This is a genomic window from Mycoplana dimorpha (assembly GCF_003046475.1).
In the GTDB taxonomy this organism is placed as follows: Bacteria; Pseudomonadota; Alphaproteobacteria; order Rhizobiales; family Rhizobiaceae; genus Mycoplana; species Mycoplana dimorpha.
Genome location: NZ_PZZZ01000001.1, coordinates 120,494 through 145,995, shown reverse-complemented (window position 1 = coordinate 145,995; position 25,502 = coordinate 120,494). Strand labels below are relative to the sequence as shown.

The 25,502-nt window shown below is 65.9% G+C and carries 24 protein-coding genes; 18 read left to right on the top strand and 6 right to left on the bottom strand.

Features of this window, described 5'->3' with window-relative positions; genetic code table 11:
• Positions 1-65: 65 nt before the first annotated feature.
• Entirely contained in the window at positions 66-686 is a 621-nt protein-coding gene (pdxH, locus tag C7449_RS00675) for a pyridoxamine 5'-phosphate oxidase (RefSeq protein WP_108000862.1), read from the bottom strand.
• A gap of 104 nt (positions 687-790) precedes the next feature.
• On the opposite strand from pdxH, the gene C7449_RS00670 reads away from it, so the two are divergent.
• The 4 genes from C7449_RS00670 to C7449_RS00655 all read left to right on the top strand — a co-directional run bounded on the left by C7449_RS00670 (position 791) and on the right by C7449_RS00655 (position 3,954).
• Complete coding sequence (locus C7449_RS00670) at positions 791-1,180, top strand: RT0821/Lpp0805 family surface protein (protein ID WP_245414251.1); 390 nt, start codon at positions 791-793, stop codon at positions 1,178-1,180.
• 177 nt (positions 1,181-1,357) lie between these two features.
• On the top strand, positions 1,358-2,410 hold the full coding sequence (locus C7449_RS00665) for a DnaJ C-terminal domain-containing protein (protein WP_374828286.1): 1,053 nt from the start codon (positions 1,358-1,360) through the stop codon (positions 2,408-2,410).
• 122 nt (positions 2,411-2,532) lie between these two features.
• Complete coding sequence (gene fabI, locus C7449_RS00660; protein WP_108000859.1) at positions 2,533-3,351, top strand: enoyl-ACP reductase FabI; 819 nt, start codon at positions 2,533-2,535, stop codon at positions 3,349-3,351.
• 21 nt (positions 3,352-3,372) lie between these two features.
• Positions 3,373-3,954 (top strand): histidine phosphatase family protein, encoded by a 582-nt coding sequence (locus C7449_RS00655; protein ID WP_108000858.1) that lies wholly within the window; start codon positions 3,373-3,375, stop codon positions 3,952-3,954.
• Positions 3,955-3,975: 21 nt separating this feature from the next.
• On the opposite strand, the gene C7449_RS00650 is transcribed toward C7449_RS00655, so the two are convergent.
• The gene (locus tag C7449_RS00650) at positions 3,976-4,236 is read right to left on the bottom strand and encodes a DUF1344 domain-containing protein (protein ID WP_108001378.1); all 261 of its coding nucleotides are present in this window, start codon (positions 4,234-4,236) and stop codon (positions 3,976-3,978) included.
• A gap of 266 nt (positions 4,237-4,502) precedes the next feature.
• Between C7449_RS00650 and C7449_RS00645 the strand changes: the two genes are divergently transcribed.
• The 4 genes from C7449_RS00645 to C7449_RS00630 all read left to right on the top strand — a co-directional run bounded on the left by C7449_RS00645 (position 4,503) and on the right by C7449_RS00630 (position 11,187).
• A complete protein-coding gene (locus C7449_RS00645; RefSeq protein WP_108000857.1) occupies positions 4,503-7,550 on the top strand; it encodes a bifunctional diguanylate cyclase/phosphodiesterase in 3,048 nt (1,015 codons plus the stop codon).
• 231 nt (positions 7,551-7,781) lie between these two features.
• Positions 7,782-8,879 (top strand): chorismate synthase, encoded by a 1,098-nt coding sequence (gene aroC, locus C7449_RS00640; RefSeq protein WP_108001377.1) that lies wholly within the window; start codon positions 7,782-7,784, stop codon positions 8,877-8,879.
• A gap of 24 nt (positions 8,880-8,903) precedes the next feature.
• On the top strand, positions 8,904-10,004 hold the full coding sequence (gene ribB / locus C7449_RS00635) for a 3,4-dihydroxy-2-butanone-4-phosphate synthase (RefSeq protein WP_108000856.1): 1,101 nt from the start codon (positions 8,904-8,906) through the stop codon (positions 10,002-10,004).
• A gap of 61 nt (positions 10,005-10,065) precedes the next feature.
• Positions 10,066-11,187, top strand: a complete 1,122-nt coding sequence (locus C7449_RS00630) for a sulfotransferase family protein (protein ID WP_170115750.1) — start codon at positions 10,066-10,068, stop codon at positions 11,185-11,187.
• On the opposite strand, the gene C7449_RS00625 is transcribed toward C7449_RS00630, so the two are convergent.
• Positions 11,177-12,907 carry a sensor domain-containing diguanylate cyclase gene (locus tag C7449_RS00625; RefSeq protein ID WP_108000854.1) on the bottom strand — a complete coding sequence of 577 codons (1,731 nt, stop codon included), beginning with the start codon at positions 12,905-12,907 and terminating at the stop codon, positions 11,177-11,179. The genes C7449_RS00630 and C7449_RS00625 overlap by 11 nt on opposite strands.
• 168 nt (positions 12,908-13,075) lie before the next feature.
• Entirely contained in the window at positions 13,076-14,269 is a 1,194-nt protein-coding gene (locus C7449_RS00620) for a winged helix-turn-helix domain-containing protein (protein WP_108000853.1), read from the bottom strand.
• 104 nt (positions 14,270-14,373) lie between these two features.
• Here C7449_RS00620 and C7449_RS00615 point away from each other — a divergent pair, with 104 nt between their 5' ends.
• The 10 genes from C7449_RS00615 to C7449_RS00570 all read left to right on the top strand — a co-directional run bounded on the left by C7449_RS00615 (position 14,374) and on the right by C7449_RS00570 (position 23,933).
• Positions 14,374-15,054, top strand: coding sequence for an energy-coupling factor ABC transporter ATP-binding protein (locus C7449_RS00615; protein ID WP_108000852.1), 681 nt, complete (start codon positions 14,374-14,376; stop codon positions 15,052-15,054).
• Positions 15,048-15,650, top strand: coding sequence for an energy-coupling factor transporter transmembrane component T family protein (locus C7449_RS00610; RefSeq protein WP_108000851.1), 603 nt, complete (start codon positions 15,048-15,050; stop codon positions 15,648-15,650). Before C7449_RS00615 ends, C7449_RS00610 begins: the two co-directional genes overlap by 7 nt.
• Before the next feature lie 69 nt (positions 15,651-15,719).
• The gene (locus C7449_RS00605; protein WP_108000850.1) at positions 15,720-16,283 is read left to right on the top strand and encodes a biotin transporter BioY; all 564 of its coding nucleotides are present in this window, start codon (positions 15,720-15,722) and stop codon (positions 16,281-16,283) included.
• 115 nt (positions 16,284-16,398) lie between these two features.
• Positions 16,399-17,325 carry a histone deacetylase family protein gene (locus tag C7449_RS00600; RefSeq protein ID WP_108000849.1) on the top strand — a complete coding sequence of 309 codons (927 nt, stop codon included), beginning with the start codon at positions 16,399-16,401 and terminating at the stop codon, positions 17,323-17,325.
• A 2-nt stretch (positions 17,326-17,327) separates the two neighbouring features.
• The gene (locus C7449_RS00595) at positions 17,328-17,582 is read left to right on the top strand and encodes an exodeoxyribonuclease VII small subunit (protein ID WP_108000848.1); all 255 of its coding nucleotides are present in this window, start codon (positions 17,328-17,330) and stop codon (positions 17,580-17,582) included.
• A gap of 529 nt (positions 17,583-18,111) precedes the next feature.
• Entirely contained in the window at positions 18,112-18,501 is a 390-nt protein-coding gene (locus tag C7449_RS00590) for a winged helix-turn-helix transcriptional regulator (RefSeq protein ID WP_108000847.1), read from the top strand.
• 85 nt (positions 18,502-18,586) lie between these two features.
• Entirely contained in the window at positions 18,587-19,510 is a 924-nt protein-coding gene (locus tag C7449_RS00585; protein ID WP_108000846.1) for a pirin family protein, read from the top strand.
• Positions 19,511-19,717: 207 nt separating this feature from the next.
• A complete protein-coding gene (gene dxs / locus C7449_RS00580; RefSeq protein ID WP_170115749.1) occupies positions 19,718-21,637 on the top strand; it encodes a 1-deoxy-D-xylulose-5-phosphate synthase in 1,920 nt (639 codons plus the stop codon).
• A gap of 293 nt (positions 21,638-21,930) precedes the next feature.
• A complete protein-coding gene (locus C7449_RS00575; protein ID WP_108000844.1) occupies positions 21,931-22,686 on the top strand; it encodes a TlyA family RNA methyltransferase in 756 nt (251 codons plus the stop codon).
• Positions 22,683-23,933 carry a class I SAM-dependent RNA methyltransferase gene (locus C7449_RS00570; protein WP_108000843.1) on the top strand — a complete coding sequence of 417 codons (1,251 nt, stop codon included), beginning with the start codon at positions 22,683-22,685 and terminating at the stop codon, positions 23,931-23,933. The genes C7449_RS00575 and C7449_RS00570 overlap by 4 nt, the downstream gene beginning before the upstream one ends.
• 47 nt (positions 23,934-23,980) lie before the next feature.
• Here the strand turns inward: C7449_RS00570 and greA are convergent, their stop codons facing one another.
• Entirely contained in the window at positions 23,981-24,463 is a 483-nt protein-coding gene (greA, locus tag C7449_RS00565; RefSeq protein WP_108000842.1) for a transcription elongation factor GreA, read from the bottom strand.
• A 184-nt stretch (positions 24,464-24,647) separates the two neighbouring features.
• The gene (locus C7449_RS00560; RefSeq protein WP_108000841.1) at positions 24,648-25,397 is read right to left on the bottom strand and encodes a crotonase/enoyl-CoA hydratase family protein; all 750 of its coding nucleotides are present in this window, start codon (positions 25,395-25,397) and stop codon (positions 24,648-24,650) included.
• Positions 25,398-25,502 lie beyond the last annotated feature (105 nt).

Sequence of the window (25,502 nt, the reverse complement as noted above, 5' to 3'; positions counted from 1 at the left end):
ACCCCGTCGCTGCAGCCGGCCCGCGGTTTTCGGTGCAGATCGTATGCCGGCCCGCAAACGGCGGATCAGGGATACATGCGCACCTTCTGCCACCCCTCGCCCGCCGCCGCGCGACGAAACTCCACCCGGTCGTGGAGACGGAATGGGCGGTCGTGCCAGAACTCGATCGACACGGGCCGGATGCGAAAGCCCGACCAGTAAGGAGGGCGTGGGATATCGCCGATCGCGTAGCGGGCCGTGTATTCCGCCACAGCCTTCTCGAGCGCGAAGCGGCTTTCGAGCGGGCGCGACTGTTTCGACGCCCAGGCTCCGATCCGGCTCCCCCGCGCCCGGGACCGGTAGTAGGCGTCGGCCTCGGCATCGGAGACGACCTCGACCGGTCCGCGCAGCCGGACCTGCCGGCGCAGCGATTTCCAGTGGAAACACATGGCCGCCTTGCCGGTCGCCAGGATTTCTTCTCCTTTGCGGCTTTCGAAATTGGTGTAGAAGACGAAGCCCTGTTCGTCGAATCCCTTCAGGAGTACCATGCGCACATTGGGGAGGCCGCTGGCGTCGACCGTTGCGAGCGCCACCGCGTTCGGATCGTTCGGCTCGCTCCGCTCCGCCTCGGCAAGCCATGTCGCGAACAGGCCGAAGGGTTCGTTTTCCTCCGTGAAGTCACCGCTTGTTAACTCTGTATCGCTCATATTTGAATCCAATGCCGATGATCTGTCCGTTCGGGTGTGCAGGAGTTGAAGTCATAGCAAAGTCGCGACGGGAGACAACGATATTGTGGATGCTGCGGTCGCGGATGGCCCTGGTTGCCATCTGCCTCATCCCGCTTTCGGGCTGCATGAGCAGCGGGTTCGATTTTGCCGACACGACCGTCGACAAGGGCGTGAGGACGGCTTCCGTGCCCGGTGGGCGCGCTGACGGCACGTCGGACGCGGCGACGGTGCGTAATGCCGTGTCCTCCACCGATCTCACCCGCAATGCCGGCACGCCGATCCCGTGGGCGAACACCGTCTCGGGCAGCGCCGGCGTCGTCAGCAGCGTGTCCGAACTCAGCGACGAGGCCGGGCGCAAATGCCGGGACTTTACGACGACGCTCCATTCGTACACCGGCGTCGCCAACTACGACGGCCGCACCTGTGTCGGCCGGGACGGCACGTGGATGCTGACCCGCTTCGACCGGCAGTAATATTCTCTCCCGCGCGACGGGGCGCGGACGCAACGAATGCGTTTCTCCCTCGCCGGCGTGTAACCTTCGATTAGGAGGTTATTGGCATCATCCCGGCCTGCGGGCCTCATGGCGAGGCCCCGGCAGCGGCAGGGGGTGTATCACCACCCAGGCAGACAGGCGGGCGGTTAGATGTTGATGCGTGATCCGTATGCGGTGCTTGGCGTCCATCGCGATGCCGGCCAGGAGGAGATAAAGGCGGCCTGGCGGGTGCTCGCAAAGGCGGTCCATCCCGACCAGAATCAGGACGACCCCTTCGCCAGCATCCGCTTTACCGAGGCGGGCCGCGCCTACGAACTGTTGCGCGATCCGGAACGGCGCAGCCGGTACGACCGCGCCCACCGCAATGCCGAGGTGCGGCGGGAGATGGAGCTGCGCCGCATGGAGCAGATGCGCCGGCAGCAGAGCGCCCGCAAGGCTCAAGCCGAAGGGGCGCCGCAGAGTGGTCCGGAGAGCGCCGAGGACATGGTTTCGCGCATCTTCGGCGCCGGTGCGAACAAGCAGCAGACGACAGCCCAGGCCGCCCCCGCTTCCGCAGCCGCAAGCGGCGAGCGCCAGACCGCAGCGAAAGCCCCGCCCTCCCCGGCAGAGCCCGCCGACACGCCGGCGGCGCGCCGCGCGACGGCGGCAGCCGACATCATATCGGGTATCATACGCCGCATTCGCGGCTCCCGGCCGGTCATAGACAAGGCGCCGGACCTCGCCTGCGATCTGGTCGTGACGGTCGAGGACATGCTGAAGCAGGCGAAGATGACGCTCGAGGTCAATGGCGAGAGCCTGAGGGTGCCGCTCGTGGCCGGCACGACCGACGGCACGGTCATCCGGCTCAAGGAACAGGGGCACCGGATCCAAGACCTCAAGCGCGGCGACGCGGTGGTGACGGTGCGGGTGGCGCCGGGCCCATTCCGGGTCGACGGCAACGACCTGCGCACATGTCTTCCGGTGACGATCGAGAACGCCGTCCTCGGGTGCGAAACGACGGTCCTCGGACCGGACGGCGAGGACCTGCCGGTGACGGTTCCGGCCTGGTCCAGTTCGGATCAGGTCATCTGCCTGGAGGGCCACGGGCTCACCGATGCCGATGGGCAGCGCGGCAACCTGCTGGTCGAGATCCGGCTGCTTTTGTGGGAGAGGCCCGACGACAAGATGATCGACCTGATGCGGAGCCTGCGCGAAGGCCTTTATCTGTGACGGTTCGATGAAAAGCGCACCCATTGTTACGGGCGCTAATAGTTCCTGAACCTGTCGCGCTTGAACCGCACAGCCGCGTATGCCATAGGCAAAATTCGAATTAAATCAGTAAGGGACATTCCATGGTTCAGGCATCCGGTCTGATGAGCGGCAAACGCGGCGTCATCATGGGCGTAGCGAACAACCGCTCTATCGCGTGGGGTATCGCCAAGGCCATTCGCGCACAAGGCGGCGAGATTGCCTTGACCTATCAGGGCGAGGCGCTGAAGAAGCGCGTCGAGCCGCTCGCAGCCGAGCTCGGCGGTGTTCTCGCCGGCCACTGCGACGTCGCCGACGAGGCCTCGATCGACGCGGTGTTCGAGAATGTCGAAAAGATGTGGGGCAAGATCGACTTCCTCGTGCACGCGATCGGCTTTTCCGACAAGGACGAGCTGACGGGACGCTACATCGACACGTCTCCGGAAAACTTCGCCAAGACGATGCAGATCTCCGTCTACTCGTTCACCTCGGTCGCCCGTCGCGCCGAGAAGCTGATGACGGACGGCGGCTCGATGCTGACCTTGACCTATTACGGCGCCGAAAAGGTCATGCCGAACTATAACGTCATGGGTGTTGCCAAGGCGGCGCTGGAGGCGAGCGTCAAGTATCTCGCCGTCGATCTCGGCCCGAAGCACATCCGCGTCAACGCCATTTCGGCCGGTCCGATCAAGACGCTGGCGGCTTCCGGCATCGGTGACTTCCGCTACATCCTCAAGTGGAACGAGTACAACGCGCCGCTGCGCAAGACCGTCACGATCGAGGAGATCGGCGACGTCGGGCTCTACATGCTTTCCGACCTGTCGCGTTCTGTCACCGGCGAGGTTCATCACGCCGACAGCGGCTATCACGTCGTCGGCATGAAGGCGGTCGATGCGCCGGATATTTCGGTCGTCAAGGACTGAGGCACACTGCGGAGCACGGCCGTGCTTGTCTACATGATCCGCCACGGGCAAACCGACTGGAATGCCGAGGGACGACTGCAAGGCCAAAAAGACATCCCGCTCAACGACACCGGACGCCGCCAGGCGTCCGAGAACGGCCGGGCGCTCAGGAACATCCTGGGCGGCACGGCCGGTACCTTCGATTATGTCGCAAGCCCGCTCGGGCGCACCCGTGACACGATGGAGCGCCTGCGCGCCGCCATGGGGCTCGATCCCCTCGCCTACCGCACCGACGACCGCCTGATCGAAGTCTGCTTCGGCGACTGGGAGGGCTACACCATCTCGGAACTGAAGAAGACCGCGCGCGACAAGGTGAAGGAACGCTCACGGTCGAAATGGGATTTCATCCCGCCCGGCGAGGACGCGGAAAGCTACGAGATTCTCTCGTGGCGCGTCGGGTCCTGGTTCAACAATGTCGACCGGCCTACCGTCTGCGTCAGCCACGGCGGCATTTTCCGCGCCATTTTCAAGTTCAGCGGCATGCCTGTCGACCAGGCGGCACATGCCCCGATCCACCAGGACCGCATCCTGCGGATCGACGACCAAGGCGCAGCCTGGCTCTAGCAAACGCCCCCGGGCCAACAGCTACTGGCGGATTTCCAGGTCGTCGATGATGCGCTTGCCGTCGACCTCGGTATAGAAGACCAGCACCTTCACGCCGGGCTCGAGCCCATCGAAGTTGAATTCCTCGGGCGCCTGATACTTCTTTCCGTCGTCGAGGGTCAGCACCAGCCCCGTCGTGTCGACGCTCGTGATGACGGCTTCAACATCGGCGCTTTCGGCATTCGCGGCCATCGGGGCAAGGATAGCGGCCGCAGCAATCAGCGCGGCAATGATGGAACGCATCTTGCGAAACCCTCTGCTTGGATCGGTGTTGTCGGTCACGCTTGATGCCTTTCGATTATGGCGAAATTCGCCCTCGCATCGCTTTCGGCCGTAATGGATGCCGCGAAAGCGGCGGCCGATCAAGCCCCGCCGGACGCAATCCGTTGGATTTCCGCCCAAGGCCGGCCCACCTCTAACATCAATGCAATTTTAATGAACGATACCTAACGTGCTGACGTGGGGGAAGCGCTGTGCGTGCTGGGGATGTGAGACGCAAGGCAAAGGCCGTGGCCGATTGGGTCAGGCCGCCACTTGTGCCGGCCGCGATCGCGGCGGGGGTCATCCTCGTTGCGGGCCAGGCCTATGAGAGACAGAACGAACGGCTCCATCAAAGCGAAATTCAGGCCAGTGCCGCAACCGATCTCGGCCTGATCGGCGCCAGGCTTGAAGGGGCGATCAATCGCAATGCCGCAGCATTGCGGGGGCTTGCGAACCTGTATGCCGCGAACCCGCAACACGCCGCCGGCAAGTTCGATCTCGTCGCCGGAAGGCTTCTCGACCAGAACCCGCAGTTCCGCCGCTTCGCCGCTGCTCCCGGCGGCCTGGTCGCCCAGACCTTTCCACGCGCAGGCAGCGAGACGTCCACAGATTCGATGCACGACTCCGCCTTCCGCATTGCATCGGGGCGAAACCGGACTGTCGACGGGCCGGTCATGCTCGGTCCCGCGCCCTTGCCCGACGGCAGCCGCGGCTTCAACCTGGTCATCCCCGTCGTCGACACCGACGGCGGCGCTTCCGCCTTCTGGGGCTATGTCGCGGGCGTCATAGACGAAAGCAGGCTCTATGCCGCTGCCGGGCTCACCCATAGTGCCGACGGACGGCTCGAGGGCGGCAAGAAGCTTTCCGTTTCGATCCGGGACGTCAGCCGTCCTGGCGCGCGGCAGGAGCCGTTCCTGGGCGATCCCGACATCTTTGCGACCGAGCCGGTCCGGCTTGTCGTCGAATTTCCCGGCGGGCGCTGGGAACTGGCGGCCATCCCGATCGAGGGCTGGCAGAGCCCCTCCGACGATGTGTCGCAGATCCGCCTGGCAACCGCGGCTGCGGCCTTCATCATCCTCCTGCCCATTTTTCTCGCCGGCGGGCTTGTCGGCGAAAGGCAGCGCCACATCGCCGGCATGAAGGCGCGCGAGACGCTGATCCGCTCGCTGTCGCAACGGCTCGACCTAGCGCTGGAGGCCTCCAAGACGGGGATCTGGGAAGTTGCGCTTATCGACCGCCGACGCGAGTGGGACCGGCAGATGTACCTGCTGCACGGGCTTGGCGAAGACGAGCCGCCCAGCCACGCGATGTGGCGGGCCGCCGTGCATCCGGACGACCTGGCCGAGGCCGAAGAGGCAGTCGAGGCAGCCATTGCGGCCAGGTCGAGCTACTGGTCGCAGTATCGCGTCGTCCTTGCCGACGGCAGCACGCGGCACATCCGCAGCGTCGGCTCCTGCCTGACGATCGATGACGAGGTCAAACTGACCGGCATCAGTTGGGACGTGACCGAGGACGTGCTGCTCAACGAACGGCTGAAGGCCGCCAAGGAGCAGTCGGACCGACAGAAGGACGCCCTGATCAAGATCACCCAGCGCCTCGACATGGCGCTGGATGCCTACAAGTGCGGACTGTGGGAAGCGGACCTCGACGAAGGGCTGACGCTCTGGGACGATCGCACGCACCAGCTATACGGCGTGCCGAACACCGGCGAGCGCGTCACCCACCAGACCTGGCTCAACGCCATCCACCCCGAGGACCGCGCCGAGGCGAAGGCAAAGGCAAACCAGTGCATCGAAAGCGGTGAGGCCTACCTGCGCAAGTCGCGGGTTCTCCTTCCCGACGGCACGATCCGGCATGTCCAGTCGGTCGGCAAGCTCCACGTCGCGCCGGACGGAAAGCGCAAGTTCGTCGGCCTTGCGTTCGACATCACAGACGACGTGCTGATGACCGAGCAACTGATGCAGAAGAATGTCGAACTCGAACAGGCGAAGAACCGGATCGAGCATAATTCGCTGCATGATCCGCTGACCGGCCTCGGAAACCGGCGAAAGCTCGACCAGCACCTCGAGGCGCTGGCGGCCACCGGCGCAGCCGGCGGCACCACTGTCGGCCTCCTCCACATCGATCTGGACCGGTTCAAGCAGATCAACGACACGCTCGGCCATGCCGCCGGCGACGCCCTGCTCGTCCACGCCGCGAACATCCTGCGCGACTGCGTGAAGCCGGGGGATCTCGTGGCCCGCATCGGCGGCGACGAATTCGTGGTGGTGACCGGCAGCAACGACCCCGCCGAACTGACCGCCCTGTCGCAGCGCATCATCGGCCTGATGCGCCAGCCGGTCGACTACGAAGGGCATACGTGCCGCTTCGGCGTCAGCATCGGGATCGCCGTCGGCGATGGACCGGCAATCGACACGCGCAAGCTGCTCGTCAAGGCCGACATCGCGCTCTACCGGGCAAAGGCACAGGGCCGCAGCCGGCACGAGTTCTACAACGCCGTGCTCGAAGCCGAGGTCATCCGCAACAAGCGCATCGCCGACGACATCCTGGCCGGCATCGAGAACAACGAGTTCGTTCCCTATTACCAGCCGCAGATTTCTGCCCGGACGCTGGAACTTGCTGGGGCGGAAGTGCTGGTGCGCTGGCAGCACCCGCGAGACGGGCTGCTCACGCCCGACAGTTTCATCAACGTGGCCGAGGACCTCAACGTCACCGCGACCCTCGACCGGACGATGCTGGAGCGCGCCCTGATCGATTGCAGCCTGTGGGCGACGAAGGGCATCATCATGCCGAAGATCTCGGTCAACGTCTCCGCGCGCCGCCTGCGCGACGAGACCCTGGTCGAGAGCCTCACCGGGCTTTGCATCCTTCCGGGTCAGATCACCTTCGAACTCGTCGAATCCATCTTCCTCGACGAGACGGACGATGTCGTGCTGCGCAACATCGAGCGCATCAAGGAACTCGGCATCGATATCGAGATCGACGACTTTGGCACCGGCCACACCTCGATCGTCAGCCTCCTGAAGCTGCGGCCGAAACGGCTCAAGATCGACCGCCAACTGGTAGAGCCTATGCTGACCTCGCAGCACGAGCGGGCACTGGTGCGTTCGATCATCGAAATCGGCCGCTCCCTCGGCATCGAAGTGGTAGCCGAGGGCGTGGAGACCATGGCGCACGCCGAGATGCTGAGCGCGCTCGGTTGTGACCTGCTGCAGGGCTTCGCCTTCGCCCCGCCGCTGTCGCGCGATGAGTTCAGGTCCTTCGTACTCGAGCATCGCTGGAAGGCGGCCAGCTAGGCCGCCGCGCCCCTTCGGAATCGCCCGTTGCGGCTCCGGTCCTTACTTCTCCCTCAGAAACCGGCTCCTGCTATTTTGGCTGCCTTGCGTTCGGGCCCGGACGCATCACGCCCGAAACTTTCGCGCCGAAAAGACTTCAACTTTGGGATAATCGGCACTATGAGTGCCGCAACAGGAACGACCGACGCGCGCGCCTTGCGCTGCGACCCGGAACGCTGCGGGCAGGAATTCATGTCGCACAATACCTTCGGCCATCTTTTCCGCGTCACCACCTGGGGCGAGAGCCATGGCCCGGCACTCGGCTGCGTCGTGGACGGCTGCCCGCCCGGCATCCGCTTCACGCTCGCCGAAATCCAGGCCTGGCTCGACAAGCGCAAGCCCGGCCAGTCGCGCTTCGTCACCCAACGCCGCGAGGACGATCTGGTCAAGGTGCTCTCCGGGGTGATGCTGGACGATGACGGCGAGACGATGATCGCCACCGGCACGCCGATCTCGATGCTGATCGAGAACACCGACCAGCGCTCGAAGGATTATTCCGAGATCGCCAAGCGCTACCGCCCCGGCCACGCCGACTACACCTATGACGTCAAGTACGGCATTCGTGACTATCGCGGCGGCGGCCGCTCCTCGGCACGCGAGACGGCAGCGCGCGTCGCTGCCGGCGGCATTGCCCGCAAGGTGGTGCCCGGGCTTACGGTTCGTGCCGTGCTCGTGCAGATCGGCAAGCACAGGATCAACCGCGACAACTGGGACTGGAGCGTCGTCGACACGAACCCGTTCTTCGCCCCCGACCCCGAGATCGTGCCGGTCTGGGAGGAATACCTCGACGGCATCCGCAAGGCCGGCTCCTCGATCGGCGCCGTCGTCGAGGTGGTGGCCGAGGGCGTTCCGGCGGGGATCGGCGCGCCGATCTACGCCAAGCTCGACCAGGACATCGCCGCCAACCTCATGTCGATCAATGCCGTCAAGGGCGTGGAGATCGGCAACGGCTTCGGCGCCGCCGAAATCACCGGCGAGGAGAACGCCGATGAAATGCGCATCGGCGCCGACGGCAAGCCAGTGTTTCTGTCCAACCACGCCGGCGGCATCCTTGGCGGCATCGCCACCGGCCAGCCGGTGGTGGCGCGCTTCGCGATCAAGCCGACCTCGTCGATCCTGACGGAGCGCCGCTCGATCGACAGCGACGGCAACGAGGTGGACGTGCGCACCAAGGGCCGGCACGACCCGTGCGTCGGCATCCGCGCGGTGCCGATCGGCGAGGCGATGGTCGCCTGCGCGATCGCCGACCACTACCTGCGGGACCGCGGCCAGACCGGCCGCCAGGCCTGACCGCGACACTCCGGGAGTTACGAAATGTCCTTTGACCAGAAGCGCGTTGTCGATGCCATCCGGGCCTTCGAGGCCGGCGAGATCGTCGTGGTAACCGACGATGACGGCCGCGAGAACGAGGGCGACCTGATCGTCGCGGCGGTGCACTGCACGCCCGAGAAGATGGCCTTCATCGTCCGCCACACCTCCGGCATCGTCTGCACGCCGATGCCGCGCGAGGAAGCCAAGCGGCTGAACCTGAGCGCCATGGTGGCCGACAACGATTCGGCGCACACGACCGCGTTCACGGTCTCAGTGGACTTCAAGCACGGCACGACCACCGGCATCTCCGCCGAGGACCGGACGCTGACGGTGCGCAACCTCGCCAATCCCAACATCGGCCCCGCCGATTTCGTCCGTCCCGGCCACATCTTCCCGCTGGTCGCCCGCGAGGGCGGCGTCCTGATGCGCTCCGGCCATACGGAGGCGGCGGTCGATCTGTGCCGGCTTGCAAGCCTGCCGCCGGTCGGCGTCATCTGTGAACTCGTCAACGACGATGGAACGGTGATGCGCGGCCCGCAGGTCGCTGCGTTCGCTGAGACGAACGGGCTGAAGCAGGTCTCGGTGGCCGACCTGATCGCCTACCGCCAGCGCAAGGAGACGCTGATCGAGCAGGGCTCCACCTTCGAGCTCGGCACACCGGTCGGCAAGGCGAAGGCGACGACCTACTCGCTGCCCTGGGACCCGATGCAGCACATGGCGGTGGTCTTCGGCGACATCCGGGACGGCATCGACATCCCGGTACGGCTCCAGCTGGAGAACGTCGGCGAGGACGTGTTCGGCAACGGCCGCCAGATCGAGGCCATCATGAAGCGCATCGCCGAGCACGGGCGCGGCGTCATCGTCTATCTGCGCGAGGGTTCCGTCGGCGTCGGCGTGTCGAGCACGGCCCGCAAGGGCAGCCAAGACCGCGAGGGGCACAGCGAGGCGCAGGCCCGCGAAAGCGAATGGCTGGAGATCGGTCTCGGCGCGCAGATCCTAAAGGACCTCGGCATCACCTCGATCCGGCTGATGGCCTCCCGGGAGCGCCACTATGTCGGGCTGGAAGGCTTCGGCATTCGCATCGCCGCAACCGACATCTGCTGAGGAAGGCGCTATCCGGCCACCGGGCCGCGAATGGACATGCGGGGCGAAACGTAGAACTGGTATGAACCAGAACAAGCCTCTGCGTCTCGTGATGCATGTCGGTCCCCACAAGACCGCAACCACCTACCTGCAGGCGAACTTCCATCACAACGCCGAGCCGCTGCTGCAGCGCGGCTGGCTTTATCCGGCCATTGGCGAGCGCGTCGGCATCGCCCATCACGATCTGTCCGACCGCCCGGATCAGTTCCTGCGGCGCGACGGATCGGCCTATCGCGACTTCCTGATGGTGATGCAGCGGGCCGACAGGGAGGGGCTCAACGTCCTGCTCTCGTCGGAAGGGTTCCGGCGCTGGCGGAAACCGCACTTCCAGGCAATATCGGCGCTCATCGGCGATCGCTCCCTGCACGTGGTCTACACGCTGCGCGACCCGCTCGACACGTTCTATTCCTTCTGGGCGCAAAAGGCGGGCATGGGCTCGGCGCCCAGCCTGCCCAAGTGGATGGAGCGGCCGCTGCGCAACCCCTCGCGCACCGCCTACCTCAATCCGTTGCGGGAGATCTCACCGGTGCTGTCGTTGCCGGGGGTGGACTACAAGGTGTTGCTCTACGACGAAATCCGCAAACGCCAGCTGGACATCTACAGCTACTTCCTCCAGATCGCCCTCGACATCCACGATCTTCAGCCGACACAGCAGCCGACAAACCAGCGGCTGCCGATCGAGCTGACCGAGTTCATCCGGCTGCTGTCGAAGGAGAGCGGGTTTCCGACCGGCAAATCCAACAGCCGCAAGGCACTCCATATCGGCCAGGCCATGCATTACCTGTTTTCGCCGGAGGAGAAGGCGCGGATTGTCGCGACAATGGCGAGCAGCGGCGCGCCGGCGCGCCGGTCATTGACGGTGCCGCGTCAATCCGACGAGTTCCGAACCATCGAAAAGCGTCTGCTGGCGGTGCTCCGCGAGCGCATGCACCCGCGCCCAGACAGCGACAGCATCTTTGCGCCCGGAACGGCGACGTTCGCCTACTATGACGACGAGGAATTGCGGAAGGTCCCCGCGGTGCAGGAACTTCTGCAATCGGCACTGCGGAGGACGCGCACGACCTACCCTCCCCTCGCCGCCCTGAACATGGGCAAGCGGCTGCTGGTGACGTGGCGCAGCCTCAGGAAACGGGTCAGGTTCTAGCCCCGGTCGCAAAGACCGGCTTCACGCCGTTCGTCGATCCCTGCACCATTTCGCTTCTGGTCCGGTTGCGGCCGGCAAGCTTGGCACTGTAGAGCAACTTATCGGCTCGCTCATATAGCTCTTCGAACGGCTCATCCGCATGCGGTGAGGAATTCGTCAGGCCCATGCTGGCAGTAACGGGGCGCCCAAGGCCCGGAACCGCATTGGCGACGACGGCGGGGATCGCCTGGCGCCGACGCTCCGCCCGGGCCTGGGCATCTTTGCCGCGCAGAAGCAGCACGAACTCCTCGCCGCCGAGACGGAACGCATGAACCTGCGGGTCCGCCTGCAGCGCTTTCGCTGACGCTTTCAGGACGGCGTCGCCGACCACGTGACCGTGAACATCGTTGACTGTCTTGAAGTGGTCCAGGTCGAGCACGGCGATGGTGTGATAGCCCTCGGCGCGGAACCTGTCGAAATTCTGCTGGATTGCCCGGCGGTTGAGCAATCCTGTCAGCGGGTCACGTTCGGAAAGGCGCTCAAGCACGTCAGCTTCGACGCGCGCCTGATCCCGCTGGCGCTTGATCGTCATGAAGCGGTCTGCCACGCCGAGTGTGGTGAACAACACCTCGCACACGCAGCCCACATAGAACAGCAGCATGGCATCGTTGCTCGGCAACCACGGGACCACGCCCGTCAGCAAGCGCACCAATCCGGCGAGAATGATGGGGATATAGCCGACCGCCTGGAACTTGGCGGCCCGACTTCCGCGCCGCAATGCGTCGACGACCGACAACAGAAAAATGACGATCACCGGAGCGAAAGCCGCCGTATACAGGGTCGACTGAACCGGGCGCCCTACGAAGGGAACTGCCGCATGGGCTGTGCTGAGAAACATCGCCCATGCGGCGCAAACGAGCAGCGCTCGCCGCAGGTGCGGATGCATGCGGCCGGGTTCGATGAAGCTGCGGGTAAACATCGCCCCGGCAGCGACCGACAGACCGAAGATCACCGTCGTCATCCAGCTCAACGTCATGGCCGGCGGATCGAAGAGAACGACTGCGAGACCGGAGGAAACCAGGATGGTCAGCAGCAAGGAGATCGTGAGCATCGAATGCCAGAGCACGAACGGCTCGCGCAGGATCCGGTAGAAGGCCGCGTTGAAGATGAGCGGCATGGACAGCATCCCGACCAAGGCAGCCAGGATGAGGAGATACCGCACAAGGTCCGGGCCCAGCGCCAGATCAGATGGCGCCAGATAGGCTCGCTCCAGCGTCATGCGGTGGCTCGGCAAATCGAACGCGACCACGACCTGTCGCGTGTCGCGCGTAACACCCGGCAGGGCCGCCTTGAAGTACCCGCCAGACAGCGCGCTTGGCAGCTCGCTCGCAGACAGGGAAGTCTGGCGCATTGCGCCATCCCCGTCGATGGCCAGCAGATGCACGGCCGCAAGCGCACTTCGCCTGGAAAAGAGATACCGGGGCAGGACATCGTTCGGACCGATTTCGAAACGCAGCAGCGCCCGCTCGCCTTCGAGGGAATAGATTGGATCGCCGCAGCTCCAGCGGCCGGGCGAGCCGACGACAGTGGCCAGGTCGTCGGACAGACTGCTCGACGTCCAGCAAGAGCTGCGGATGTCCGCAGCTTCAGCCGCGCCGAAGGGTGCCGCGCCCAGCGATGCAAGCATCATGAAGCTCAGCAGCATCGCCACAAGCGCTTTTCGAGTGTCATTCCAGTACATTGAATGACACTACGTCGCGAAGCGTTGAGATGCGGTTATCGCCCCCAAGCCCGGCGGCAGCCATTAACCCAGGAAAAGCTGTCATCAGGGTATCGCAAGCGGCCCAACAGCTAGGGGGCAGCTGCCAATCGGAACCTTGATTGGTTGGAGCGGTGCGCCGCGTTGTTCTCAGCCGTCCAGCCAACCGTCGAGGAAACATACCTTCTCGACCCCGGTGAAGCGGGACAATCGGGCCAGCTCCGCCTCCAGGCGTTCCAGCCGGCCTGTCGAGCGCCTGACGCCCGGCTCGAGCCAGAGCTTCCTGACCGCCAACTGCCCGGCCTTGCGGTCCGCCTTCATGTCGATGCGTCCGATCAGGCGATCCCCTTCCAGAAGCGGGAACACGTAATAGCCGTACTGGCGTTTCGGCTCGGGAACGAAGACCTCGATGCGATAGAAGAAGCCGAACAGTCGCTCCGTCCGGTTTCGGTCTCGGATGAGCGGGTCGAAGGGCGAGAGTACCCGCAGCCGGCCGGGCGGCTCCGGGATGTCGCCCAGTTTATCCAGGAAATCGGCAAATGCATGCGACGCGCGCGGCCTGCCGTCAGCGGCCGTTTCGACGAGGAGCGGCCGCAGCTCCGCGGCATGCGCCTCGACCCACGCCTTCGCCTCATCCGGCGAAACCAGATCCCAGAAGGCTGCGATCTCGCCATGGGTGGCAAAGCCGAGCCGCGTCAGCGCGCTGCGGCAGGCCCAGTCGACGAAGGCGTCGTGATCGACTTCCGGTTCGTGGTGATGCTTCGGCAGCACGCGCTCCGACAGGTCGTAGACCTTCTGGAAGTTTTCGCGCCTGGCAATCGCGACCTTGCCGGTGCGCCAGAGATATTCGAGCGCCGTCTTGCTCGGATGCCAGTTCCACCAGCCGCCGGATTCGTGGTCGGCGTGCTTCAATTCGCGCGACAGCACCGCTCCGCCCGCGGCGATCCGGTCATAGGTTTCCGCGAAACTTGCCTCGAACCCCTCCCCCTGCCAGCGCCGCCAGCGCTCGAGGATGGCGGCGTGCTCGCGCGCGAACTTGTGCTTCCAGTAGCGGTAGAAGGCACTGGGGATGATCGAAGCGTCGTGCGTCCAGTTCTCGAAGAGCTCGCCGTCCTTCTCGAGCAGATCAGCCAGGTGCTCGCGCCGATAGGTCTGGTTGCGGGAAAACAAAATCTGGTGATGGGCCCGCTCGACCGTGGCGATGCTGTCGACCTGGACGAAGCCGAGATCATGGATGAGCCGCAGCAATCCGTCCTTGCCGAGCGCGCGGCCGGGCGGGTCGGAAAGGCCCTGTCTTGCGAGAAAGATGCGGCGGGCGTCAGCGTTCTTCAGCAGAGTCGTCATGGCTGCATGATAGGCATATATTCCCACTCCTTCCAACCCGGTTTCCTTCCCAGCGTGAACTGGCTATAGTAGGCGCGCACAATGACCGGCTCGGGAGTGCCCCCTTGGACATCGTATTCAGCGACGCTTCGGTCAGCTTCGCCGGCCGGCAGGCGATCCATCCGGTCTCGGTGGCCCTCACCGAACGCCGCATCGGCATCATCGGCCTCAACGGCTCCGGCAAGACGACCTTTGCGCGGATGATCAACGCCCTGGTGCGCCCGACCGCCGGCCGGGTGACGATCGGCGGTCTCGACACGGTGACGGACGAGGAGGCGGCGCGCGGCCGTGCCGGATTCATCTTCCAGAACCCGCAGCACCAGATGATCCTGCCCGTCCTTGCCGAGGACATCGCCTTCGGCTTGAAAAATCGCGGGCTGTCGAAGGAGGAGGTCGCGCAGCGGACCGAGGCGGTGCTGGAGCGCTTCGCAATCGCGCACCTTGCGAAACGGCGGATCCACGAGCTTTCCGGCGGCGAGACGCAACTCGCGGCAATCGCAAGTGTGCTGGTGACCCGGCCCGACATCCTGATCCTCGACGAGCCGACCAACCAGCTCGACCTGAAGAACCGCAGCCTGATCGAACAGACGATCGCAGCACTGCCGGAACAGGCGATCGTGATCACGCACGACCTGCCGCTGCTCGACGGCTTCGATCGGGTGCTGCTCTTCCATGAAGGCCGGATCGCAGCCGACGGGACACCCGCCGACGCCATCCGCATCTACCGGGAGATCGCGGCATGCTGACCGGCCTCGACATCGAGGGCGACACGCCGCTGCACCGGGCGCCGGCGCGGGCCAAGCTCGTGGGGCTGTTCGTCGCGGCGGTGGGACTGTTCCTCGTCTCCAGCCCCTTTCTGCTGGGCGCCGCCGCGATCGTCGCCGCCGGCCTTTACGCCTCGACCGGCATCGCGCCGCGCGAGGCGATCCGCCGCGTCCGCTTCGTGCTCATCACCGTGCTGCTCGTCGCCGCGGCAAACTATCTCTTCCACTCGGCGGCCGACGCTTTGGCCGTGCTGTTCCGGCTGAGCGCGCTGGTGCTTTTGGCCGCCGCCGTGACGGCGACCACGACGATATCGGCCTTCATGGACGAGATCACCCTGATGCTGCGCCCGCTGGAACGCTTCGGCCTCGTGCGCGCCGCCGACGTCAGCCTTGCCGTCGGGCTGGTGCTGCGCTTCGCTCCGGAGATCCTCGCCCGTTATGCCGACATCCGCGAGGCCCATCGCGCCCGCGGCCTGCCGGTGCGCCCGCTGGGCGTGCTGGTGCCGCTCGTCATCCTGACGCTGAGGGACGCCGACACGATCGCCCTAGCGATTGACGCCCGCGGCTTCCGGCGGTAATAACCGCCCGTCAGCACGCGGCGTGTCCGCAAATACGCGCAATGCGCTCCAGCCAAGCCGGAAAGTTTCATGTCCACCAGAGATCTCGTCCTCGTCGCCCTGTTTGCCGCCATCATCGTCGTACTCGGCATGCTGCCGCCGATCACGCTCGGCTTCATCCCGGTGCCGATCACCGCCCAGTCGCTCGGCGTCATGCTGGCCGGCTGCACTCTCGGCGCCAGGCGCGGTGCTTCGGCATGCCTGCTGGTCGTGCTGCTGGTGGCGATCGGGCTGCCGGTGCTTTCCGGCGGCCGCGGCGGTCTGGCCGTCTTCGCCGGCCCGACGGCGGGTTATCTCGTCGGCTGGGTCGCCGGCGCCTTGGTCACCGGACTGATCGCCGAACGCCTCGTTCGGGAAGGGCAGCCGCAACTGCAGCAATATTTGGGCTTCTTCCTCGCTGCCGCCGTCGGCGGCATCGGCGTCGTCTATCTCCTCGGCATCGCTTGGCTCTCCTACATGAGCGGCAAGGCCTTCGTGGAGACGACGCTCGCCTCGCTGGTGTTCATTCCCGGCGACCTCATCAAGGCCGTCGCCGCGGCGCTGGCGGGCCGGGCCGTGCTCGCCGGCTACCCGCTGCTGCCGGCGCGCACGTAGAGCGCCGCAAGCCGGGATCGAACGTCGCCTTTGCGGCCAGCCGGTTTGTTGAAAAGCATCGGGCGCCTGCCCATTTTCCGTGGACCATGTCCCGGACAGACGATAGCCTCGCGCCATGACGACGATCCTGTTCGAAAGCCCGGTCTTCCTCGACCACCAGCCTCCGGAAGGCCATCCCGAGCGAGCCGACCGGTTGCGGGCGCTGAACCTCGCCCTCGAGCACGAGCGGTTCTACCCGTTGGTACGCCGCAAGGCGGAGCGCGCGGCTGAGGATTTCGTCCTGCTCGTGCATCGTGACGACCATCTGCGCGGTGTGATCGATGGCATTCCCGAGGAAGGTGTCAGCCGCTTCGAGGCGGATACCTATGCCAGCCCCGCCAGCCTTGACGCCGCACTCACCGGCGTCGGCGGCGCTGTCGCGGCGGTCGACGCCGTGTTCTCCGGCGAGGCGGACAACGTCTTCGTCGCGGCACGGCCGCCCGGCCATCATGCCGAGCAGGCGCGGGCGATGGGCTTCTGCTTCTTCAACAATGCAGCGATCGCCGCCCGCCACGCGCAGCGGGCGCATGGGGCCGAACGCGTCGCGATCGTCGACTGGGACGTCCACCACGGCAACGGCACCCAGGACATCTTCTGGGACGATCCGTCGGTGCTGTTCTGCTCGACCCACCAGATGCCGCTCTATCCCGGCACCGGCGCCAAGGAAGAGACCGGCGCCGGAAACGTCGTCAACGCGCCGCTGTCCCCCGAGACCGGCAGCGACCATTTCCGGGAGGCGTTCAAGAGCCGCGTGCTGCCTCGCGTCGCCGACTTCCGGCCGGACCTGATCATCATATCGGCTGGCTTCGACGCCCATCACCGCGACCCGCTGGCGCAGTTGCACCTAGTCGCCGACGACTTCGACTGGGCGACGGCCAAGCTGATGGAGATCGCCGACCGCTGCGCGTCCAACCGGGTGGTCAGCGTGCTCGAAGGCGGCTACGACCTGCAGGGGCTGGCCGAATCGGCCGCCACCCATATCCACCGGCTGATGAGAGGCTGACCATGACCACGACGACACCAACCGCCGATGTCTCCGCTCTGTCCTTCGAGCAGGCCGTCGAGGAGCTCGAGAAGATCGTCGCCGCGCTGGAACGGGGCGATGTGGCGCTCGACAAGTCGATCGAGATCTACGAGCGCGGCGAAGCGCTCAAGAAGCACTGCGAACGCCTGCTGAACGCCGCTGAGAACCGCATCGAGAAGATCCGCCTCGACCGCGCCGGCAACCCGCAAGGCGTCGAACCGCTCGACAACGGCTGAGACCACCTGCGTCGACACTAGCCTGTTGCGCCGGGGCGAACCTGAACTGTGCGACGCTTCGGGCTTTCCGACCTGAGTGGAAGACGCTTTGGCGCTCAGGCGTGTCGGCAAACACCGGCATCCGCAGGCGACGCAGTGCCGGACCCTATGGGGCTTGCGCGGCGTGCGGTGAAAACTCACGCCCCTCAGTCATATGATCGTGACATAGTATCAGTATCGAGTTGGTCGATGGTTCCAGGCGCCCGCAGTTGACCCAAGAGCTAGGGATTGCGGCTGCAGGGCAATTTTTTGGGATTGTCTTTCCGTACCCGGCGGAGCATGTAGACACATATGGAGCCACCTCATTAAATGGGTGCGCTTTATGTGGATGCAGCTGGCCGGTCGGCCGCACGCATCAATAGCAAATCGGCAAACGCACAGTGGCAGAGAGAAATGTCGAACAATGGCAAGCAGCATTCAGGTTTCCTCCCGACCTGAAACTCTCTCGACCGCTCCCGCCGAATTGCCCAGACGTATCCGAAGGCATTGCATGTTGAACTATCATCATTCCCCCGAACGCCGCCGTGTCATCGATGGCGCGGACCGCGAATTCCTGGTCCGGCTCGGCGACAAGTGGTCACTCTCGGTGATCGAGACGCTGACCGAAGGCCCGTTGCGCTTCAACGAACTGAAGAAGCGGGTGGAGGGCATCTCGCAGCGCATGCTGACGCTGACGCTGCGCCATCTGGAGCGCGACGGGCTGGTCACGCGCACCATGTTCGCGACAATCCCGCCGCGCGTCGATTATGAGCTGACGCCACTCGGCTTCCGGCTGCTGAAGCCGGTGACGGAACTCGTCGAATGGGTGCGGGAAAACAGCGAGGAAATCGAGGCTGCCCAGAAGACGTTCGACCAGCAGGCGGCAGCACCGCAGCGTTGAACGGAGTGTTCCCCGACCCCGGGCCTTGCCAGGCGATCCCGCCTCCTGTTCACTGCCTAGCTGACAGAGACAAAGGAGCAAGCCCATGAGCTTTTTCCCCGGGCCGGACCCGGTTGCAGGCGATTCGGCCGCCTGCGATGCGCTGGAACACCTGATCATTCCGCGCACCAGCGATCTCGGTGGCTTCGAGGTTCGCCGGGCGCTGCCGACGGCGAAGCGGCGTCTGGTCGGACCCTTCATCTTCTTCGACCGGATGGGGCCGGCTCTCTTCCGGGCGGGCCAGGCGATCGACGTGCGGCCGCATCCGCATATCGGCCTTTCCACCGTCACCTACCTCTTCGACGGCGAGATCAAGCACCGCGACAGCCTGGGAACGGAAATGGTCATCCGTCCGGGTGATCTCAACCTGATGACCGCCGGCCGCGGCATCGTGCATTCGGAGCGCTCGCCGGAGAACGCGCGCGGCCATCCGCACAGCCTTTCCGGGCTTCAGACCTGGCTGGCGCTTCCGGACGGCCAGGAAGAGATCGATCCCGCCTTCGTCCACACGACCCGTGAGGAACTGCCGGCTTTTGCCGCCGACGGCATCAAGGGGCGGGTCATTCTCGGCCACTACGAAGGCCATCGCTCGCCGGTGAAGGTGCCGACCGACACGCTCTACACCGACCTGATGCTTGCGCCGGGCGCAAGCGCGCCGCTCGCGGCAGACTGGGAGGAGCGCGCGGTCTACGTGCTATCGGGCGAACTGGACGTTGCCGGCGATCGCTTCGAGGCCGACCGGCTGCTGGTGTTCCGCCCCGGCGACGCCATCACGCTGAAGGCGGGCGCGGAGGGCTGTCACCTCTCGCTGTTCGGCGGCGCGGCGCTCGGCTCACAGCGCCATATCTGGTGGAACTTCGTCTCCTCCTCGAAGGAGCGGATCGAGCAGGCCAAGGAAGAGTGGCGCAGCGGCCGCTTCGACATCGTGCCGGGCGACGAGGAAGAATTCATTCCGCTACCGGACAGATAACAACGGGCCTGCCCCGACAATGCCGTCTTGTCGCGGCAGGAAGCGGCAATGCGTCGCGCGATGCGGTTTCCTTGTCCGGAAATAGCATCTAATCTGGCGCCAAGGTTGCAAACGCCGCCGCGTTCGGCGAAGACAAGAAGAACAGGACCGTCGGCAAGGCCCCCAAAGAGACGCGGCCGGCCGGCGATCCGCAACAGGGCTTCAAGAGTGAAACAATTGCCAGCCACCCCCCTGCTCAACCGGGTAAACATCCCGGCAGATCTGAAGCACGTGGAAGATCGCGACCTGCCGCAACTCGCCGCCGAATTGCGCAGCGAGATGATCGACGCCGTATCGGTGACCGGCGGCCACCTCGGCGCCGGCCTCGGCGTCGTCGAACTCACCATCGCCATCCACAAGGTGTTTGACACGCCGCACGACCGGCTGATCTTCGATGTCGGGCACCAGTGTTATCCGCACAAGATCCTGACCGGGCGTCGCGACCGGATCCGCACGCTGCGACAGGAGAACGGCCTGTCCGGTTTCACCCGACGGGCGGAAAGCGAATACGACCCGTTCGGCGCGGCGCATTCCTCGACCTCGATCTCGGCGGGTCTCGGCATGGCGGTCGCCTCCGGGCTGTCCGGCACCGATCGCAACGTCATCGCCGTGATCGGCGACGGCGCCATGTCGGCCGGCATGGCCTACGAGGCGATGAACAATGCCGGCGCGCTCGACGCCCGCCTGATCGTCATCCTCAACGACAACGACATGTCGATCGCGCCGCCGACCGGCGCCATGAGCGCCTACCTGGCCCGGCTCGCCTCGGGGCGGACCTACATGGGCATGCGCGAGCTCGGCAAGAAGCTGACCGCCTATCTCGGCAAATCGGTCGACCGGGCGATCACCCGCGCCGTCGAGCACGCGCGCGGCTACGTCACCGGCGGTACCCTGTTCGAGGAGATGGGCTTCTACCATATCGGCCCGATCGACGGCCATTCGTTCGATCACCTGCTGCCGGTGCTGCGCAACGTGCGCGACCATGCCCTCGGTCCGGTGCTGATCCACGTCGTGACCCAGAAGGGCAAGGGCTATGCGCCGGCCGAAGCCGCCGCCGACAAGTACCACGGCGTCAACCGCTTCGACGTCATCACCGGCGCGCAGGCGAAGGTGAAGCCGAACGCCCCCTCCTACACCTCGGTGTTCGCCGAGGCGCTGATCCAGGAAGCGGCGGAGGACGACAAGATCGTAGGCATCACTGCCGCCATGCCGAACGGCACCGGCCTCGACAAGTTCGGCGACATCTATCCGGCCCGCCTCTTCGACGTCGGCATCGCCGAGCAGCATGCCGTCACCTTTGCCGCCGGCCTCGCCGCCGAGGGCTACAAGCCGTTTGCGGCCCTCTATTCGACCTTCCTGCAGCGCGCCTATGACCAGGTCGTGCACGATGTCGCGATCCAGGGCCTGCCGGTGCGCTTCCCGATCGACCGCGCCGGCTTCGTCGGCGCTGACGGGCCCACCCATGCCGGGTCGTTCGACACCACCTATCTCGCCACCCTGCCCGGCTTCGTGGTCATGGCGGCCGCGGACGAGGCGGAGCTGAAGCATATGGTGCGCACCGCCGCCGCCTACGACGACGGCCCGATCTCGTTTCGCTATCCGCGCGGCGAGGGTGTCGGCGTCGACATGCCGGTCCGCGGCGAAATTCTCCAGATCGGCAAGGGCCGCGTCGTCAAGCAGGGCTCCAAGGTGGCGCTGCTGTCGTTCGGTACACGCCTTGCCGACTGCCTGCTCGCCGCCGAGGATCTCGACGCCGCCGGGCTTCCCACGACCGTCGCCGATGCGCGGTTCGCCAAGCCGCTCGACCACGACCTGATCCGCCAGCTCGCCCGCCATCACGAGGTGCTGGTGACCATCGAGGAAGGGGCGATCGGCGGCTTCGGCAGCCATGTCCTGCAGTTCCTCGCCCTTGAGGGCCTGCTTGAGACCGGCCTGAAGGTGCGGCCGCTGGTGCTGCCCGACATCTGGATGGAGCAGGCCAAGCCCGAGGCGATGTATGCCAAGGCGGGCCTCGACCGCGCTGGCATTGTCGCGACCGTGTTCAAGGCGCTCGGCCAGAAGCAAATCGGCGTCGGCGCCGCGGGCTAGGTTTCACGCGCTGCCGACCGGCGACACCGGGGCCACGGGAATCGCCCTTCGGTTGGTGACGAGGTCATCGATTGCCACCCTCTTCTCCCCAGGGGGAGAAGGTGGCCCGGAGGGCCGGATGAGGGGGGCCGGAAGCGCCAAAGGCCTGCCCCAAGCCCCCTCATCGCCTCGCATCCGATCGGCACTTCTCCCCGCTGGGGAGAAGATAGCACTCGCCACCGCCGCGGCGGTCCATATGCGTTCGCCGTGGCGACAGGGCTTGCCTCGGGGACCGCGACGCGCCAAGAGAGGCGATGACCGACAAACCCGCCCTTTCGCAGCGCCTCGACCAGTTGCTCGTCGCCCGCGGCCTGTTCGACAGCCGCTCGCGCGCCCGTGACGCAATCGGCCGTGGCACCGTGAGTGTCAACGGCAGGGTCGTGACCAAGGCCGGGGCCACCTTTGGCGCGGATGCGGCGATCGAGCTTGACGATCCGGCGCGCGGCTATGTCTCGCGCGCCGCCCTCAAGCTGGTGGCGGCCCTCGACCATTTCCGGCTCGATCCGGAAGGGCTCGACTGCCTCGACATCGGCGCCTCCACCGGCGGCTTTACCGAGGTGTTGCTCGAACGCGGCGCAGCTCATGTCGTGGCCGTCGACGTCGGCCACGACCAGATGCATGCGAAGATCGCCCAGGACGCGCGCGTTACCAATCTGGAGGGATTGAATGCCCGCGTTCTCTCGGCAGCTGATCTCGGTGGGCGCACAATCGGCTGTGTCGTCTCCGACGTGTCGTTCATCTCGCTGAAGCTGGCGCTGCCGCCGGCGCTGTCATTGGCCGCACCCGGCGCCTTCTGCGTGCTGCTGGTCAAGCCGCAGTTCGAGGCCGGCCGCGAGGCGATCGGCAAGGGCGGGCTGCTGAAGGATCCTGCGCAGGGCCCGGTGATCGCAGCCGCGCTGGAGCGCTGGCTGACGGACGAAATCGGCTGGACCAGTCTCGGCATCATCCCCTCGCCGCTCACCGGCGGCGATGGCAACCAGGAATATCTTCTCGCAGGACGGAAAGCATGAGCGCGGAAACTGTCACCATCGAACGGCTCGGTAGCGGCGGGGACGGCATTGCCGTCGGACCGGGCGGTCCGCTCTACGTGCCCTTCACCCTGCCCGGCGAGACCGTCGCCATCGCCCGGGTGAAGAACCACGGCACGGTGATGTCGACCGCCATCGCCTCGCCCGAGCGGGTCGTGCCGCCGTGCCGGCATTTCGGGCCGGATGGCAAGAACGGAACCTGCGGCGGCTGTTCGTTGCAGCATGCCAGCGACACACTGTACCACGCCTACAAGCGAGAGCTCGTGGTCGAGGCGCTGAAGATGAAGGGGCTGACGCCTACGGTGGCACCACTCGTCATCGCCCGTCCCGGCGAGCGGCAGCGGCTTGTCTTCACCGCGCGCCGCACCGAAAAGGCGCTGCTGCTCGGCTTCAACCAGCCGTCGAGCCATCACATCGTCGACATCGAGGAATGCCCGATCGGCAGCCCGGGGATTGTCTCGCGGCTCGAGGCGATCCGCGCGATTGCCGCAGCACTCGCCACCGACAGCCAGAGCTTTCGCGTCACCGTCCTTGAAACCCTTTCCGGCCTCGATCTCGCCTTTGAGGGCGTCCAAAAAATCGGCGACAGGCAGCGGCGGGCGGTGACCGAATGCGTGCTGTCGCTGCGCGGCATCGCCCGCGTCTCACATGACGGCGAGATCCTGATCGAGCCGCAGAAGCCGCAGATCGCATTTGGCGGCGTCCTCGTTTCGCCGCCGCCGGGCGGCTTCACCCAGGCGACGAAGGAGGCCGAAGAGGCGATGGCGGCGCTGGTTCTCGACCACATCGGCAAGGCCAAGCGCGTCGCCGACCTCTTCTCCGGCTCCGGCACCTTTGCGCTGCGGATCGCGAGCATCGCCCGCACCCATGCGGTCGAGGGGGACGAGAAGGCGCTGAAGGCGCTCGATCACGCCGCCCGTCATGCGCAGGGCCTGAAGCAGGTGAGCGTGGAAAAGCGCGACCTGTTCCGCCGGCCGCTGATGGCCACCGAACTGAAGGTGTTTGACGCCGTGGTCTTCGACCCGCCGCGCGCCGGCGCGGAGGAGCAGTGCCGCGAACTCGCCCGCTCCGGGGTGAAGAAGATCGCCGCGGTCTCCTGCAATCCGGTGACGCTCGCCCGCGACCTTTCGATCCTGGTCGCCGGCGGCTATCGCATCACCGCGGTGACGCCGATCGACCAGTTCCTCTGGTCGTCGCACGTGGAGGCGGTCGCGACGCTGGAGAAGTAGGCCCGGAACGGCCGCCGGCGATTATGGCGCTCTGGCGAAATTGCCGTCTAAGCGATGGCGGTGATTTCCAGTTCCTGTGCGCCGAAGCCGACGACATCGCCAACCGCCCTGCCCATCAGAGCCCGCGCCACCGGAGACACGTAGGATATCGAACCGGCCTTCGGGTCGGCTTCGTCCTCGCCCACGATCCGGTAGGTCTGCACGCGGCCATCATCGCGCTCGAACGTTACTGTGTTCCCGAACGCAACCGTCTCGGTCGAAGTCGGGTCGGCGACGAGTTGGGCCGTCCGCACCCTTTCGGCAAAATAGCGCAGGTCGCGCAAGGGACCCGCCGCCTGTCGCCGCCGTTCGTTGACGTCTTCGATCGCGCTTGCCGCCTGGTAGGCTTCGCGGGCCTGTTGCAGCTGCTGCTCCAAGGCCCTCAGTCCCGCCTCCGTGACGAGGTTGGGGTGCGGCGAAACCGGACGGTCGGGCAGCAAGGTTTCCGCAGCCGTTTCGGCGCTCTCTTCCTTGACGAAGGCAACACTCAATTCTCGAACTCCAATTGGACGCGATGCTTTGGGATGCAGGTGGGGCCGCAGGCTCGGTTTGTCAAACCGCAGACGGATGACGGGCTGTTAAGCGCATGCATCCATCCCCTGCTCGGTCTGCCCGAGTCCGCCTGGCGAATGCAGGTCGTCGACGACCCTCCCCTATCGGAGGAGTTGCCGGCGGCTACGTCTTGGCCATGAAGGCCTCGATGGCGGCACGCGCTTCGGCGCTCCTCAGCCGCACGGCGAAATGGTGCGTCTCCTCGTCGATGCGGCCGGCGATCTCCTCGCGATTGCCGCGCATGAGCTCGCGCGCGGTGCGCAGCGCCTCCGGTGGCTTGGCGGCGAGGCGCCGCGCCAGTTCCATCGCCTCCGCCTCCACCGCCTCGACGACCTTCCAGATCAGGCCGGCCTCACGCGCCTCGGCGGCCGAGAAGGCCTCGCCGGCGACGAGCAGCGCGAAGGCGCGCTGGTGGCCCATCAGCCGCGGCGCGATCAGGCTGGAGGCGGCCTCCGGCACGAGCGCCAGATCGACGAAGGGCGCCTTGAAGGACGAGCGCGGCGAGGCGACGGTCAGGTCGCAGTGAAGATGGATGGTGGTGCCGATGCCGATCGCCATGCCGTCGACGCCGGACACCAGCGGCTTGGTGTGGGCGGCGAGCGCATGCAGGAAATCGACCACCTCCCTTCCCATAATGCCGCCCATCGCGAAGGCCAGGAAATCGGCCATGTCGTTGCCGGCGGAGAAGCAGCCCTCCGACCCGAGCAGCAGGGTCGTCCGGACCGCCGGGTCCACGTCGGCGGATCGCAGCGCCTCCGTCATCGCCGCGTACATGGCGCGGGTGATGGCGTTCTTCTTCTCCGGCCGGTTCAGGCGGATCACCTGCACACCCGGCAAGTCGTCGGGACGGTCGATGAGAACGTGGTCGGTCATCTGGTTCCTCTCCTGGCAGGCGCAATCGACGCACACTTTCCTTCGGGCGAGCGACACCCTCATTTGGCTGCCGCCCCTTCTCCTCGCAAGCGGGAGAAGGAAACT

Bases quoted from the DNA above. Each gene is read 5' to 3' on its own strand.
- ribB (WP_108000856.1), top strand. From the start codon at position 8,904: ATGTCCTTTGACCAGAAGCGCGTTGTCGATGCCATCCGGGCCTTCGAG.
- C7449_RS00590 (WP_108000847.1), top strand. From the start codon at position 18,112: ATGTTGAACTATCATCATTCCCCCGAACGCCGCCGTGTCATCGATGGC.
- C7449_RS00605 (WP_108000850.1), top strand. From the start codon at position 15,720: ATGTCCACCAGAGATCTCGTCCTCGTCGCCCTGTTTGCCGCCATCATC.
- C7449_RS00620 (WP_108000853.1), bottom strand. From the start codon at position 14,269: ATGACGACTCTGCTGAAGAACGCTGACGCCCGCCGCATCTTTCTCGCA.
- C7449_RS00595 (WP_108000848.1), top strand. From the start codon at position 17,328: ATGACCACGACGACACCAACCGCCGATGTCTCCGCTCTGTCCTTCGAG.
- C7449_RS00585 (WP_108000846.1), top strand. From the start codon at position 18,587: ATGAGCTTTTTCCCCGGGCCGGACCCGGTTGCAGGCGATTCGGCCGCC.
- C7449_RS00600 (WP_108000849.1), top strand. From the start codon at position 16,399: ATGACGACGATCCTGTTCGAAAGCCCGGTCTTCCTCGACCACCAGCCT.
- C7449_RS00650 (WP_108001378.1), bottom strand. From the start codon at position 4,236: ATGCGTTCCATCATTGCCGCGCTGATTGCTGCGGCCGCTATCCTTGCC.
- C7449_RS00570 (WP_108000843.1), top strand. From the start codon at position 22,683: ATGAGCGCGGAAACTGTCACCATCGAACGGCTCGGTAGCGGCGGGGAC.
- C7449_RS00665 (WP_374828286.1), top strand. From the start codon at position 1,358: ATGCGTGATCCGTATGCGGTGCTTGGCGTCCATCGCGATGCCGGCCAG.
- aroC (WP_108001377.1), top strand. From the start codon at position 7,782: ATGTCGCACAATACCTTCGGCCATCTTTTCCGCGTCACCACCTGGGGC.
- C7449_RS00625 (WP_108000854.1), bottom strand. From the start codon at position 12,907: ATGTACTGGAATGACACTCGAAAAGCGCTTGTGGCGATGCTGCTGAGC.
- pdxH (WP_108000862.1), bottom strand. From the start codon at position 686: ATGAGCGATACAGAGTTAACAAGCGGTGACTTCACGGAGGAAAACGAA.
- C7449_RS00610 (WP_108000851.1), top strand. From the start codon at position 15,048: ATGCTGACCGGCCTCGACATCGAGGGCGACACGCCGCTGCACCGGGCG.
- C7449_RS00560 (WP_108000841.1), bottom strand. From the start codon at position 25,397: ATGACCGACCACGTTCTCATCGACCGTCCCGACGACTTGCCGGGTGTG.
- C7449_RS00630 (WP_170115750.1), top strand. From the start codon at position 10,066: ATGAACCAGAACAAGCCTCTGCGTCTCGTGATGCATGTCGGTCCCCAC.
- C7449_RS00575 (WP_108000844.1), top strand. From the start codon at position 21,931: ATGACCGACAAACCCGCCCTTTCGCAGCGCCTCGACCAGTTGCTCGTC.
- C7449_RS00670 (WP_245414251.1), top strand. From the start codon at position 791: ATGGCCCTGGTTGCCATCTGCCTCATCCCGCTTTCGGGCTGCATGAGC.
- fabI (WP_108000859.1), top strand. From the start codon at position 2,533: ATGGTTCAGGCATCCGGTCTGATGAGCGGCAAACGCGGCGTCATCATG.